Here is a 13679-nt window from a genome sequence, read left to right on the forward strand (position 1 = left end):
GTTTTGCGATTTTGTGCGTGGTGATTGCCCCTATTTATTATAGATTTGCTATACTCACAACGTCAGCACTTGGTACATATAGCATGAACAAGATGCTTTAGCACAATGCTATGCCCATCCTTTATCAGGTCAATATTCTTTTATGTCAGACAACGGTAGTAACCCTATGCCATCCATCACAGACAATGCAACCAATCCACTAGCCGCCAAAGCAAATACCACCGTCGCCTATACTGATGGCGCCTGCAAAGGTAATCCTGGCGCTGGCGGTTGGGGCGCGCATCTTATATTCAGTGATGGCAATACACAAGACCTATATGGCGGCGATACCGAAACCACCAACAACCGCATGGAGCTAATGGGTGCGATACAGGCCCTGACGCATAGTCCACATGAACAGAGGCTTGAGATTTGGACAGACTCCAGTTATGTCCAAAAAGGCATCACCGAATGGATTGAAGGTTGGAAGAAAAAAGGCTGGAAAACAGCCAGCAAAAAGCCCGTCGCGAACAAAGACCTATGGCAGCAACTAGATAAACTGTGCCAGATGCGCGATGTGAGCTGGCACTGGGTCAAAGGTCATGCTGGACATGCAGGTAACGAAAAAGCAGATGAGCTGGCAAATTTAGGAGTCACATCAAATAGCGGTCATACAGCAATAACTGAATCGGACAGCACTAAAAAAAAAGACCACGTGACGTCTGATAAGACCCAGAACTCATCTAATGATGATTGGCTGAAGTTCGACCCATTGGGTTTAGATATGGCAGACGATGAGTATGAAGAAGACATATCAGAGGATGAGTCGCCGGTTCATGACTCCCATCAAGCTACTACCACAAATAAAGATGATCGCGCACAGGCTACGCATCATTACAGCAATATCAACACCAATACCCCGACGATTATCAATGATATGCCAGAGGTCAAAACATCTATGACTGATACCACCATAAATAGCGACACAATGAGTATAGATCCTGATGCTCCTAAGTTTGATGGGGATACGAGCCGTGCCAACCCTCATTTCAAACCGCTGCTACCAGAACCAATACATCGTCATGAGGCAGATCGCCAGCTCATTATGGATACGGAGACCACAGGACTTGATGCCCTAAAAGGTGACCGAGTCATTGAGGTGGGTATTGTAGAGATGGTTGGACGTAAATTCACTGGTGAGAAACTACACGTCTACATCAACCCGCAGCGCGGCATGGATGAAGAAGTCATTCGTATTCATGGTATCTCTGAGGCATTCTTGACTGATAAGCCTACTTTTGATCAAGTGGCACAGGCCTTATATGATTTCATGGATGGCGCTGAGATTATCGCTCATAACGCCACGTTTGATATGAACTTCTTAAATATGGAGTTTGCGAAAGTTGGTTTGAATGACTTTGCCAATCGGGTACAAGTCACTGATTCTTTGGTCATGGCAAAGCAGCAATACCCAGGGCAAAAAAACACCCTAGATGCCCTAGTGCGTCGCCTAAACGTTGGCAAGCAAGACCGTACCTTTCACGGCGCCTTACTGGATTCGGAGATTCTAGCCGAAGTGTATTTGGCAATGACAGGTGGACAGGTCACCCTCGCCATTGAAGAGGATACTCAAGCAGATGGTGGACAGACCGCTCATGCGAATTTCGCTGATTTGGCAAATTTATTGCTAGCATCATCTACAGACGAGACCGCCAATCAAAGCTGGTATAGCGCTTTGGCAGAAGACTACCCTGCACTCAACGCCAATCTCTAGCTGATGTCTAGTTGACGTTTGGCAGCTGATGGTCGTTAACTCAGCGCAAACAAATATAGGCAGTCAAGTGCCGAAGCACGATGCATACTGTAAACAAAATTGTCTAATATTCTGTTGCCGTCGACTGACTCCACATCGACAATTGTACAATATAGTCTTGATTATTATTAAATAAAACGTTAAAACATCACTAACAACTATTTTATAATTCAAATTTATACCATTGTTATTCTCATCAGTACATTATGGAAAAATACTTATGGACCAGTCTGCGCAAATGAAATTAACCGCCCCTACGCTTAGTGTTACTGATTTTAATCTACCCTCCCTTCATTTGTTGCATGATGAGGTTGTCGCCACACTTAAGGATACTGAGATTCACTTAAGTGAGTTCAACGACGATAACAGTCAAGCCCCTTTATTATTAGACTCTATTGGTGTCCTAAAACAGCTGTCCCGTATTTTTAAACTGATCTCTTTGGTCGGTGCAGAGCTGTTGAACGATGCCATCGTTGATGGTCTACAGCGTCTTTATGATAGTGGCGATAATAATGATGTCGATTTAATCATGGATCTATCAGAAGCCATCATGACGTTGGATCGCTATATCGAGTTTGTTCTACTAACTGAATCGGTAGAGCCGACTTTATTATTACCCGTGGTCAACAAGCTTAATGCTCACGGGCAGAAACCGCCTATGGTGGTCGAAGACTTTGCTGCCTTTGGCAGCAGTAGCGTCATTATCGCCAATCCGGAACAAAATTTCGAACCGCTCAGCTCACTTAATCTGGATACAGAACTACTCACTGATGCGTATCGCAGTGGTCTTGGAGTAGCGCTACTGAATCAAGATGGCGATATCGATGCCAACGAGCAGCAAAGACTCGATGCGATGAGCGCTGCCTGTGCATTGATAGCGTCACAGACCAATAGTTTATTTTGGCAAGCAGCGACGACTGCTGTTACTGATCTTGCAGCGGTTATGCCATTAAGTTTGAGCCAAAAACATACGTTAATTTATTTAGAGCAGCAATTTCACAGCTATTTACCAGTGATGGACACACGCTTTGCTGATTTGGTTAGCTTTGCCTGCCAGCGTGATAGCGCAGCGGCACAGCACTTGCGTGAGCAGTATGCAAGTAACCATTTAGAAGGTACTCAGCTTGATGAAATGAAGCGTTTCTTGTTTGGTCCCAATCGCGCGCTTACCGATACCTTAAATACTATTATTCAAACGCAGATTGGTTCGATCAAAGAAAATGTGGACAGCTATGCACGTGGTGACTCGATCAATCCAATCGATATGCATACCGCACAGATAATCGAAGCTTTGACTGAGCTTAGCTCAGCGCTACGTCTGCTTGGACTGTCAAATGCTGCCAATAGCCTTAGCACCGCAGCAGACGCTGTCAGTCATTGGCAAGCGCCGTCACCAGATGATTTTGACCATTTATTATTGGCATTGATGCATGCAGAGAACGCAGCCATTGCCATGGCAGAGATGCATACACCAGGGGCGATTTATTTACCGCTAAACAACCCTCACATCTCATTGCATCAGCTCAATACAGCCAACGATACGTTGATACAAGAGAGTCGTACTGCTATCGCGAGTGTCGAACAAGCCATCAATGACTACTTGGCAGAGCCTGAGCGCGATATGTTAAATATCCAAAATGTCCCTGGCATGATGCGTCAAGTCGCAGGTGCAGTACGCTTCTTACAGCTGCCTACTCCTGCTAGTATGCTGAGTCAATTGGCTAACTATATCGAGCAACGTATAGAAAGCGAACGACGCATTGAAGACAGCACATTGGCCTGCATCGCTGATGTCATTATGGCCGTCGATCATCATTTAGATGGCTTTGAGAATAACCGTCCTGTTAGCAAGCAAGCCCTTGATATTGGTCAGCAAAGCCTGAGCCACTTACTTGCTGCGTGATAAAGTGGTCTGAATGTCATGGTTATAACGTTACCGCCATGACATTTATCTTAACTATCATCGATAAGATCATTTACTTTAAATAAGTCTGTATCTAAGCCGATGCAGGTTTATCTCAAACTGTTTGGAAAACTTTATGGCACATGCTTTCGTACTGAGTGGCGACACTGTTCTATGTCGTCAAATGCCAGATGGCTGGTGGCCGTGGCAAATTGAACTGCCCTCAAGTCGCAATAACTCAGATGAGCCTGGTTATCATGTTGGTCATGTCACGCTACACGAAAGCCTGTCGCCGCATCATTGGCTGTCCAACAGTACTGCTGATAACGAAGACGCTCAAACCTTTACTGCGCAAGCAACCACTGCCATGACTTATGATTATGCAGTCGCGCACGGCGTAACGCTGCCTATCATCGCTGAAAGCAGTGATAGTGTATTTGTTCCTTATCGCCAGCTGATGACTCATTTGCCAGTTGCTTTGTCAGATCAGATTAGCCAAGCCATACAATTATTGGGCTGGCAAGCAGATACACAATTTTGTAGTCGCTGCGCTAGCCCTACGGTGCATGCCAACCAAGGCGAACGTGCTATGGTTTGTCCTGTATGTAGGCTGCGCCAGTATCCTCGTGTACAGCCGTGCGTCATTACTGCCATTACTCGCCCAAACCCAGTGACCGGCGAGCTACAAATATTATTGGCTCATCACCATCGCCATGGACAGCAAAAACTGCCACCCATGTATGGTTTGATCGCAGGATTCGTAGAAGTTGGAGAGAGTCTAGAGCATGCAGTCGTCCGCGAAGTGGCAGAAGAGGTGCATATTAGCGTTTCAAACATCCGCTATGTGAGCAGTCAACCATGGCCGTTTCCCTCCAACTTAATGCTAGGGTTTCGCGCGTCTTATGCCGATGGTGATATCATCATTCAAGAAGAAGAGTTATCGCATGCTGACTTTTTTGATCTATCTAATCTACCCAAAATCCCGCCAAAAGGTAGCATCGCTCGAGATTTGATCGATCAAATTGCTACCGAGCAAGGCGTCTTACTATCACATTAGAATGCGCTGATATCAGCGTGATGCTGCATTATATTGAGAGTTCTGTAGTGGATCACGCATTGCGCAAGCCCACACGCTGATACTGCCATTCTACCAGTCTAGGTATTAACAATCCTGCAATCACAATCGCCATGCCTAACAACTGCAAAGCAGTCACTTGCTGACCATAAGCAAACGCGGTGAGCGCGGCAAATACAGGTACAAAATTGAAAAATAGAGAGGCATTGGTAGCGCCTACTTGCTTAACACCAGAAATCCATAGTAGATAGCCACCAACCGTACCAAAGATACCAATGAACATCAGGTCACCAAAGACACTGCGACTGATCGCTAGGCTCTCTTGTATAGGGTGCACATCTGCGCTAAACAGCACCATAAGTGAGATCACTCCAAGCCCTGATAACATACCAACCAAAGTATAAGGAATCATTGGCATCCAGCGACTGATACCTTGGGTCAGATAGGTATATAGACTCCAGCACAGCATGCCCAAAAAGATAATTTGATCACCATGATTGAACTCAAACCCTAATAGTTTGGCAAATGCGCCATCGGTCAGTACCAGTAGTACCCCAGAGAGACAGACCACCAAACTAAACAGTGCGCCTCTCGTAGGGAACTGGCGCTGCGCCACAGAACCAATCAAAGAAGTAACCAACGGACTCAGCGCCATGATCAAGGCGCCATTATTGGCATTAGTCTGCGCCAAGCCTGTGAATAGCCCCAAGTTTAAGCCGCCAACACCGATGATAGAGACGCCAATCGCCCATGCCCATTGTTTTGGTGTGAGCGTTGGCAGTGGCATGTGCTTGTATTTTGCATAGAGGTACAGACATACCGAGGCAATACCAAAACGCCATACGACCAAAGTCAAGGCATTGACCTCATTCAAAGCGTGTTTGCCAACGGGAAAACTTGCACCCCAAAAGAACGTGCACAGTAGCAAACACAATACGGCGGTGGTATTCGCTGAACGGCTCATATGACTTCCAAAAAACTTGCGAAAAGATAAGCACCAGTGTATATATTTTAAATACGGTATAAACAAGCAATAACGAGAGCATAGATTCCGAATATGAAATTTAACTACTCCCTTGACGATATGCGCAGCTTTTGTACGGTTGTACGCTATGGCAGCTTTCGCCAAGCCTCAGTGATGCTTGATATGCCACTATCCACCTTGAGCCGCCGCATTGCCAAATTAGAAACCGATCTGGGACTGAGATTACTCAATCGTGATGCACATCGTGTCCAGCTAACCCATGCAGGGCAACAATATTATAAAAGCAGTGCTCATCTCTTTGACGAGCTAGAAAATGTCGCATCTTGCTTGCTACAAGATAAAGACCAAGCCAAAGGTACTATCAGAATCAGTGCCCCTGTCAATTTTGGTAGTGATATTTTAGCGCCGCATTTCAACGCCTTTTTGAAGCAATATCCAGATATCAACTTAGATTTACGTTTGTCCAATCAAACCATTGATATTGATGCGCAGGCAATTGATATTGCTTTTCGTATTGGTGAGCATAGTGCCGATCACTGGATTGGACGACAGTTGACCCATATTCGTTTTATGATCTGTGCTGCTAGCAATATCGATGTGTCTGATATTCGAGTGCCTAGCGATTTGGCGAAGTATCCTACGGTACTGTGCACTCCTATGTCGACTTGGCATCTACAACATCGTATGACTGGAGAAGTATACACCTACCAGCCCATGAACGATGTACGTCTAAGGGTTGATAATATCAGCCTATTAACTGGAGCTATTGCTGATGGTATCGGTCTAGGCTTTATTCCTGATTATGATGCAAATCCTTTGATCAACTCAGGCAGTTTGCAATGGGTACTGCCTGAATGGAATAATCAGCCAAGAGGCTGCCAGATGCTCTATCGTGACCGTGATAACATGCCTCATCGTATGCATTTATTAATTGATTTTATCCTCAAACGTTTTGGCAAATAAGTGCTACGCAAACACTCGTTTTGTAATACCTATTAGCATTATTGGGTTTGAGCCGATGGCATTAAATTGTCATCGTTAGGTTTGGGCTTATACTTTTTGAGGATGCTGTGGCTTTAAGGCAGTGCTGTTTTTTTGGTAATGCTGTCTTTTTAATGTTGCTATCTTGGTATTTGATCATGATGTTTTACGACTGCAAATATGTTAATCTTTTGCGGCGCAAGACAAGAGCGATTATTATAGATTGTGTAGATAAACCGTATAGATAGACTGGTTAGCTATTAAACGTATGATACTGCTAGTTAGACCTGTGATATGTCTATAGCACATCCGGCAAGTCGTTACTTATCTAACTATTGATCCCTATCAATGACACTACTGACAATGACTGACATTAAGGCCAGTAATACCATGTCTCAGACCGACGACTATCCACAAGCAGCATCACGTGTCACTAAAAATGCCGAGCAGACACGTTTGACAGACTTACCGATTTTGTTTAAATCACTACATATCGATACCCTGCCCGCTGATATACAGACAAGAATTGCACGCGTGGATGCTTGTCTACCGCAAACACAATGCGGACTTTGTGAGCATCCAGACGGATGCCTGCCGTATGCAGCTGCTATCGTATTGGAGGGAGAGGCGTACAACAAATGCGTGCCTGGTGGTCAGCCAGTGACTGACGCGATTGCTCAGACGATTGGGATAGACACTCAGAGCCATACCCTGAGCGCTGCGCCCTCACAGTGGCCGATAGATATGACATCTGGTCGTCCAACAGAGGTTCGTGCGGTCATCCGTGAGGACGACTGTATTGGCTGCACCAAGTGTATCCCAGCGTGCCCGGTCGACGCTATTGTCGGTACTGGCAAACACATGCATACGATTTTTACCGATTTATGCACGGGCTGCGAGCTGTGTATCGCACCCTGCCCTGTCGACTGCATCGATTTGGTCACTATTGATCGCAAAATCTCTGAACCTGAAAGGCTCGCCGAACAAGAAGATTTAAGACAGCGCTACCACACGCATCTCAAGCGTGTGACAAAGCAACTGGCTGATACCAGCAATAGCAGACCTGTGGTGAGTATGGTCGAAGCCAAACTGAATAATGCAGCGAGCCAGTCTCTAAACATTAGCGAAGCGCAAGCAAAAAATACCATTGCAGCTGCCAAACTACGTACCAAAATCAAAAAGTTAGAGAAACAGCTTAGCGTCCGTGCTAATGACAAAAAGCAAGTAGAGCTTGAGGCGCTACAAGCAGAACTCGACTCACTGCAAGTAGCCCTATGATTACGTGATTGATACCTTAATAAGCAATATAACTGGTCTCACTATCATATAATTTTGCATACTCACTTCATTAGATAATAGCCATAACACCATGAGTAAAACGGTCAAACATAAGACAGCTGATACCCCACCTTCACGGCGAATGCCCAACCGCGATGTGCGTCCATTCTTCGAAAAGTTAGAAGCGGCCATCGATGAGCCCGTCACGGAACTGCATTATAAAAGTAACTTTGAGCTGCTGATTGCGGTCATTTTATCCGCACAGGCCACCGATGTGAGCGTTAATATTGCCACTCAGCAACTATATCCTGTGGCAAATACACCTGAGGCGATACTCGCGCTAGGTGAAGAGGGTCTCAAATCTTATATCAAAAATATTGGTTTATATAATGCCAAGGCTAAAAACGTCATCAAAACCTGCCGCGATTTGATTGAGAAATTCAATAGCACCGTCCCTGATAATCGCAAAGATTTAGAATCACTAGCCGGCGTTGGACGTAAAACCGCCAATGTGGTGTTGAACACCGCTTTTGGTCAACCTACTATGGCGGTTGATACGCATATTTTTCGGGTGGGTAATCGTACTGGTCTTGCTACTGGTAAAAACGTGCTAATCGTCGAAAATAAACTGGTTGAACGTATACCCGATGACTTCATAGTTGACGCCCATCATTATCTTATTTTGCATGGGCGCTATACCTGTCAAGCACGCACACCCAAATGCGGTGCTTGCCCTGTCTATGAGGAGTGCATGTTCAAAGACAAAGCTAAATTTTTAGAACTATAATGACTATTGATTGTTTGCCGTTTGATCACTGTGTTTTACTTTTATGGGCCGATAAAGTATTGATGGTGTGATGACATGTCATGATATGGTGTGACAAGCTGCCATAATACGATGGCTTATCTTTATAAAAGATACTTTCAAATAAGGGTGCCATATGTATACGATTACCGCGCTAGTGTTCGATGATTTTGAGACCTTGGATTTATTCGGACCCGTTGAGATGTTTGGGAGCTTGCCTGAGCATTATCGTATCCAATTTACCTCAATGGCTGGTGGCATCATCCGCAGTAAGCATGACGTACCTATGCAAACAGTCGCTGTCAGCGAATTAGCCTGTCAGACGGATATTGTTTTGGTACCAGGCGGGTTTGGTACACGCCAGCTAGTCTACGATTCATCCTTTTTGCAAACGCTAACAACTCTCACTGATGAGGCTGATTGGGTACTGAGCGTCTGTACTGGTAGCGCCTTATTGGCAAAAAGCGGTGTGTTAAATGGCAAGCGAGCAACCTCTAATAAAATGGCATGGCAATGGGTGACTTGTCAGTCGGATCAAGTGAATTGGATCAAGCAAGCACGCTGGGTCATTGATGGTAAGTTTTATACCTCATCAGGGGTTAGCGCAGGCATAGATATGGCACTTGGTTTTATCGCTGATAGACATGGCGTCGAGAAAGCCTACCAAGTGGCGCAACATACTGAATTTCGTTGGCAAGAAAATAGCGACATTGATGACTTTTACCGCCCTTAATCCATCACCAGTTACCTCACAACACCATACATTGCTAGAGTTTTACCTCGATACACGGTAAAATATGCTAATTTTTTGATTCGTTTTCGTCTTTCATTTTTCTATACATTTAATAATGACTGAGTTTGTCGACTACAGTCCCTGCAATTAAGCGACCCCATTATGCGTGAATACAACTTATTTACCTCAGAATCTGTGAGCGAAGGTCATCCTGATAAAATGGCTGACCAAATATCAGACGCTATCCTCGATGCTATCTTACGTGAAGACCTACATGCCCGCGTAGCTTGCGAAACTTTAGTAAAAACAGGCGCGGTCATCCTTGCTGGCGAAATCACCACAACAGCAAACATCGATTTAGAGCGTCTGGTTCGTGATACGGTTAATGGTATTGGCTATCATCATTCAGATTTAGGGTTTGATGGCGAGACTTGTGCCGTCATCAACATGCTGGGCAAGCAGTCTCCTGAGATCGCTCAAGGTGTCGATCGTAGCGATCCTGAAGAGCAAGGTGCAGGCGATCAGGGCTTAATGTTCGGTTATGCCAGTAATGAAACTGACGTATTGATGCCCGCCCCTATCGAATACGCTCACCGTCTGATGGAGCGTCAGTCTGAGCTGCGCCGTGCAGGCGATCTGCCTTGGTTGCGCCCCGATGCCAAAGCACAGGTCACTCTAAAATACGATGGCAATCGTCCTGTCGCTATCGATGCAGTCGTTCTATCGACACAGCATGACCCAAGTATCTCGCAATCAGATCTACAAGAAGCGGTGATGGAGTCTATTATCAAGCAAGTACTACCAGCCGATCTGTTACATGCTGGTACACGCTATCATATCAACCCAACAGGCAAATTTGTGATTGGTGGTCCTGTGGGTGATGCGGGTCTAACGGGTCGTAAAATCATTGTTGATACATACGGCGGTATGGCACGTCATGGTGGCGGTGCATTCAGTGGTAAAGATCCTTCAAAAGTAGATCGCAGCGCCGCTTATGCGGTACGTTATGTGGCGAAAAACATCGTCGCCGCTGGTCTTGCTGATCGCTGTGAGATACAAGTCAGTTACGCCATTGGTGTGGCTGAGCCAACCTCTATCTCAGTCAATACTTTTGGTACGAATAAAATCAGCAACGATGAGATCATCCGCCTGATTCGTACCCATTTTGACTTGCGCCCATATGGCATCACTCGTATGTTGAACTTACTACAACCTATGTATCAGCAAACGTCTACCTTTGGACATTTTGGTCGTCAAGGCTCAGAGACTGCCTTTACGTGGGAAAAAACAGACAAAGCTGACATCTTAAAAGCTGACGCTGGATTATAAGCGTCACTGCTTTAGAGTCTTTATAACCCATTTTATATACTAAAAATTACCGACACTTATTACTAGGAGCAGCTTATGTCTCAAGACAATATTCAAGATGGTAACACTCAAGACAGCAATGTCGAAATCACTCCTGAAATGCAGGCGTTTTATCAGCGTGCTGACGCCATTATCGGCATCGCAAACAGTCAATTAGGCCCTGATGCTCATTCAGGACAAGTAGGCGCTTCTCTATTGTATGCAGCTGCTCGCTATAGCGCATCAGTTGCTTCTATTGGCTTTGTCAAAGGCGATGATTTTGCCAAAGAAAAAGACGATATTGTTGAGTTTTATGTCAAACAGTATCGCCAGATGCTAAGCGACAACTTGACAGATTATGCGCAAAACTTCGATAAGTATGTGCAGTTAAACCAAGATGATAAGCCAACTGAATAAGTAGGTCTTATCCTCTTAGGAACTTATATCTAAGCATGGCAGTAACCATCTTTATCAAATAAAAACCCAAGCTCATTAGGCTTGGGTTTTTTGTGAAAGATTATTGAGTAGATAACTATAGATTGGCTATTATATGATTTAGCAGTCTCACTATATAGCTCATAGGCGATAACAGGACGCTATTGGACGACATAAACAAGGAATTAGCCTCATGCAACATAACCTACCTCAATTACCACTATCAGCATTCGTTAACCCGTTTAAGTCATCATGGCTTATTTTGTCCCTCGCTCTTACATCGGTACTAATACTAACAGGTTGTAGCTATACTCCTGATAGCGTTACCCCTATTCAGTCAGGCACGAATAATATTGAAAATACGCTTACCCAGTGCCCAGCTTCTCCCTCTAACAACACCATGTGCACCATGCAATATGAGCCTGTCTGCGTGAAAACTCAAACCGGTTCAGTGATAAACTACCGTACTGCGGGCAATGCTTGTTCGGCATGCAACCTACCTGAAGCCATCGGTTATACAGAAGGCGAGTGTCATTAACCATTAGGGCATTATTAGTAGCAACATCTACTCAAGCACACATAAAAATACCCAACTGTCATAAGCTGGGTATTTTATGGCGGCGAAGACTAATGGCACCATTAACATTAAAACATTCGATCTAAGAATTAAACTTCTTTTTCAATGGCTGGTGGTCCTTTTAACAACTCTTCGTCACGGAACTCATTGGCAGAGTTGTGCTCTGCTGACTCTTCGGTAGTGAACCACTGCTGATTGCGATACAGTATCAAACGATCTCGGCTCAGGCCACGTAATAAAGAATACATCATCACGACGATTACAATAGCGAATGGGAAACCTGAGACAATAGAGGCAGCTTGTAGTGCACTCAAACCCCCTGCTGCTAATAATACTGCAGCGATAACGCCCTCAGAGCCTGCCCAAAATAAACGCTGGATTTTTGGCGGGTTGGTATCGCCACCTGAGGTCAACATATCGATAACGAAACTGGCTGAATCTGATGATGTAACAAACCATAATACAATCATTATTACGATAAGCAAATTGACCGCGTTAGTGACTGGGTAAGACTCCATCAACTTAAAGATAGCACTACCTGTATCTGCTTGTACCGCCTCGATAAGTCCTGGACTAGCAATACTGGGATCTGCTGCTGCCATAAGTTCCATATTTACTGCAGAACCACCAAATGCGGTAAACCATAAAAATAAAATCGTGACAGGGATGAACAACACTCCTAACATGAACTCACGAATGGTGCGTCCTCGAGAGATACGGGCAATAAATACCCCAACGAATGGTGACCAGCTGATCCACCATGCCCAATAAAATATCGTCCAAGAGGACTGCCAGTTTTCTTCGCCCTTATAAGACTCTGTCCAAAGACCTAACGGCACAATTTGATGCAAATAATTACCAATATTCTCTATTAGACTATTAAAAATAAATTGAGTTGGCCCAAAAATAATCACAAAACTCAGTAATATGATAGTGAATAATATATTGATATCACTTAGGCGTTTGATACCTTTATCAAGTCCTACAAACAGAGACAACCCTGCTAGCATCGTGATAATACCTATCAAGATAATCTGCACCGTAATACTATTAGGAATACCAAATAACGTCTCAAGACCTGAATTGATCTGTAAGACGCCAAGACCTAACGTCGTGACTACCCCAAACATCGTACCGAATACCGCTAATGTATCTACCGTATGACCCCAACCACCGTAGATCTTTTTACCCAACATTGGATACAAGGTTGAGCGTATCGCCAGTGGTAAGCCTACCCGGTAATGGAAATATGCCAGTGATAGCGCGACCATGCCATAAAGCCCCCATACATGAAAACAGTAATGAAGGAACGAGATGTTCATCGCTTGTTTTGCTGCAGCAACGGTTTCTGGTTCTCCTAATGGCGGTGCCATAAAGTGATACAGTGGCTCAGCGGTACCCTAATAGAGCAGACCAATACCAATACCTGCCGAAAACAACATACCAACCCAAGAAACAAGATTGTATGCAGGTCTCTCATTTTGATGACCAAGCCTGATATCGCCGTAGCGGCTAAATATCATATAAATACTCATGGCCAATGTTAAATTGACCACGACAATAAAGAACCAGCCAAAGCGCAAAGAGACAAATGCTTTTGCTTGATTAAATACTATCTCTGCTTGCTCGTTGAATAACGCGCCAAAGATAATAAAAGCAAGTATCAATATTGCTGACGTCAAAAATACAGGTTTGCTTACCCGCGGAAAAGGGCCTACTCGGCCAACTTTTACATGATCCATAGGTATTCCCCAAAAAAAAGTGCGTA

The 13679-nt window shown here is 44.6% G+C and carries 11 protein-coding genes and 1 pseudogene; 10 read left to right on the forward strand and 2 right to left on the reverse strand.

Annotation, left to right across the window (positions count from 1 at the left end):
• The first annotated feature begins 142 nt into the window (after nucleotides 1-142).
• The 3 genes from dnaQ to nudC all read left to right on the forward strand — a co-directional run bounded on the left by dnaQ (nucleotide 143) and on the right by nudC (nucleotide 4752).
• Nucleotides 143-1753 carry a DNA polymerase III subunit epsilon gene (gene dnaQ / locus NJD71_RS03015; protein ID WP_319050475.1) on the forward strand — a complete coding sequence of 537 codons (1611 nt, stop codon included), beginning with the start codon at nucleotides 143-145 and terminating at the stop codon, nucleotides 1751-1753.
• Nucleotides 1754-2012: 259 nt separating this feature from the next.
• Nucleotides 2013-3695 (forward strand): hypothetical protein, encoded by a 1683-nt coding sequence (locus NJD71_RS03020; protein WP_319050476.1) that lies wholly within the window; start codon nucleotides 2013-2015, stop codon nucleotides 3693-3695.
• Between the two features lie 136 nt (nucleotides 3696-3831).
• A complete protein-coding gene (nudC, locus tag NJD71_RS03025) occupies nucleotides 3832-4752 on the forward strand; it encodes an NAD(+) diphosphatase (protein ID WP_319050477.1) in 921 nt (306 codons plus the stop codon).
• A gap of 52 nt (nucleotides 4753-4804) precedes the next feature.
• Here nudC and NJD71_RS03030 read toward each other — a convergent pair whose 3' ends face one another.
• Nucleotides 4805-5734 (reverse strand): DMT family transporter, encoded by a 930-nt coding sequence (locus NJD71_RS03030; protein WP_319050478.1) that lies wholly within the window; start codon nucleotides 5732-5734, stop codon nucleotides 4805-4807.
• 93 nt (nucleotides 5735-5827) lie between these two features.
• Here NJD71_RS03030 and NJD71_RS03035 point away from each other — a divergent pair, with 93 nt between their 5' ends.
• The 7 genes from NJD71_RS03035 to NJD71_RS03065 all read left to right on the forward strand — a co-directional run bounded on the left by NJD71_RS03035 (nucleotide 5828) and on the right by NJD71_RS03065 (nucleotide 11872).
• Nucleotides 5828-6718: a LysR family transcriptional regulator gene (locus NJD71_RS03035; RefSeq protein ID WP_319050479.1), complete on the forward strand. Its 891-nt coding sequence runs from the start codon at nucleotides 5828-5830 to the stop codon at nucleotides 6716-6718.
• A 408-nt stretch (nucleotides 6719-7126) separates the two neighbouring features.
• Nucleotides 7127-8014, forward strand: a complete 888-nt coding sequence (locus NJD71_RS03040) for an RnfABCDGE type electron transport complex subunit B (protein ID WP_319050480.1) — start codon at nucleotides 7127-7129, stop codon at nucleotides 8012-8014.
• A gap of 91 nt (nucleotides 8015-8105) precedes the next feature.
• Nucleotides 8106-8801, forward strand: a complete 696-nt coding sequence (nth, locus tag NJD71_RS03045) for an endonuclease III (RefSeq protein WP_319050481.1) — start codon at nucleotides 8106-8108, stop codon at nucleotides 8799-8801.
• A 154-nt stretch (nucleotides 8802-8955) separates the two neighbouring features.
• A complete protein-coding gene (locus NJD71_RS03050; protein ID WP_319050482.1) occupies nucleotides 8956-9552 on the forward strand; it encodes a DJ-1/PfpI family protein in 597 nt (198 codons plus the stop codon).
• 162 nt (nucleotides 9553-9714) lie between these two features.
• Nucleotides 9715-10881: a methionine adenosyltransferase gene (metK, locus tag NJD71_RS03055; protein WP_319050483.1), complete on the forward strand. Its 1167-nt coding sequence runs from the start codon at nucleotides 9715-9717 to the stop codon at nucleotides 10879-10881.
• Nucleotides 10882-10956: 75 nt separating this feature from the next.
• On the forward strand, nucleotides 10957-11316 hold the full coding sequence (locus NJD71_RS03060; protein ID WP_319050484.1) for a DUF3144 domain-containing protein: 360 nt from the start codon (nucleotides 10957-10959) through the stop codon (nucleotides 11314-11316).
• A gap of 211 nt (nucleotides 11317-11527) precedes the next feature.
• On the forward strand, nucleotides 11528-11872 hold the full coding sequence (locus NJD71_RS03065; RefSeq protein WP_319050485.1) for a hypothetical protein: 345 nt from the start codon (nucleotides 11528-11530) through the stop codon (nucleotides 11870-11872).
• A 128-nt stretch (nucleotides 11873-12000) separates the two neighbouring features.
• On the opposite strand, the pseudogene NJD71_RS03070 reads toward NJD71_RS03065, so the two are convergent.
• Nucleotides 12001-13653 (reverse strand): annotated as a pseudogene (locus NJD71_RS03070) (BCCT family transporter).
• Between the last annotated feature and the right edge of the window lie 26 nt (nucleotides 13654-13679).

This window comes from Psychrobacter sp. PP-21, assembly GCF_033790785.1.
Classification (GTDB): Bacteria; Pseudomonadota; Gammaproteobacteria; order Pseudomonadales; family Moraxellaceae; genus Psychrobacter.

Excerpts from the sequence above, each read along its gene's own strand:
- nudC (WP_319050477.1), top strand. The coding sequence starts at position 3,832 with ATGGCACATGCTTTCGTACTGAGTGGCGACACTGTTCTATGTCGTCAA.
- NJD71_RS03035 (WP_319050479.1), top strand. The coding sequence starts at position 5,828 with ATGAAATTTAACTACTCCCTTGACGATATGCGCAGCTTTTGTACGGTT.
- NJD71_RS03050 (WP_319050482.1), top strand. The coding sequence starts at position 8,956 with ATGTATACGATTACCGCGCTAGTGTTCGATGATTTTGAGACCTTGGAT.
- NJD71_RS03020 (WP_319050476.1), top strand. The coding sequence starts at position 2,013 with ATGGACCAGTCTGCGCAAATGAAATTAACCGCCCCTACGCTTAGTGTT.
- NJD71_RS03065 (WP_319050485.1), top strand. The coding sequence starts at position 11,528 with ATGCAACATAACCTACCTCAATTACCACTATCAGCATTCGTTAACCCG.
- NJD71_RS03030 (WP_319050478.1), bottom strand. The coding sequence starts at position 5,734 with ATGAGCCGTTCAGCGAATACCACCGCCGTATTGTGTTTGCTACTGTGC.
- NJD71_RS03060 (WP_319050484.1), top strand. The coding sequence starts at position 10,957 with ATGTCTCAAGACAATATTCAAGATGGTAACACTCAAGACAGCAATGTC.
- dnaQ (WP_319050475.1), top strand. The coding sequence starts at position 143 with ATGTCAGACAACGGTAGTAACCCTATGCCATCCATCACAGACAATGCA.
- metK (WP_319050483.1), top strand. The coding sequence starts at position 9,715 with ATGCGTGAATACAACTTATTTACCTCAGAATCTGTGAGCGAAGGTCAT.
- NJD71_RS03040 (WP_319050480.1), top strand. The coding sequence starts at position 7,127 with ATGTCTCAGACCGACGACTATCCACAAGCAGCATCACGTGTCACTAAA.
- nth (WP_319050481.1), top strand. The coding sequence starts at position 8,106 with ATGAGTAAAACGGTCAAACATAAGACAGCTGATACCCCACCTTCACGG.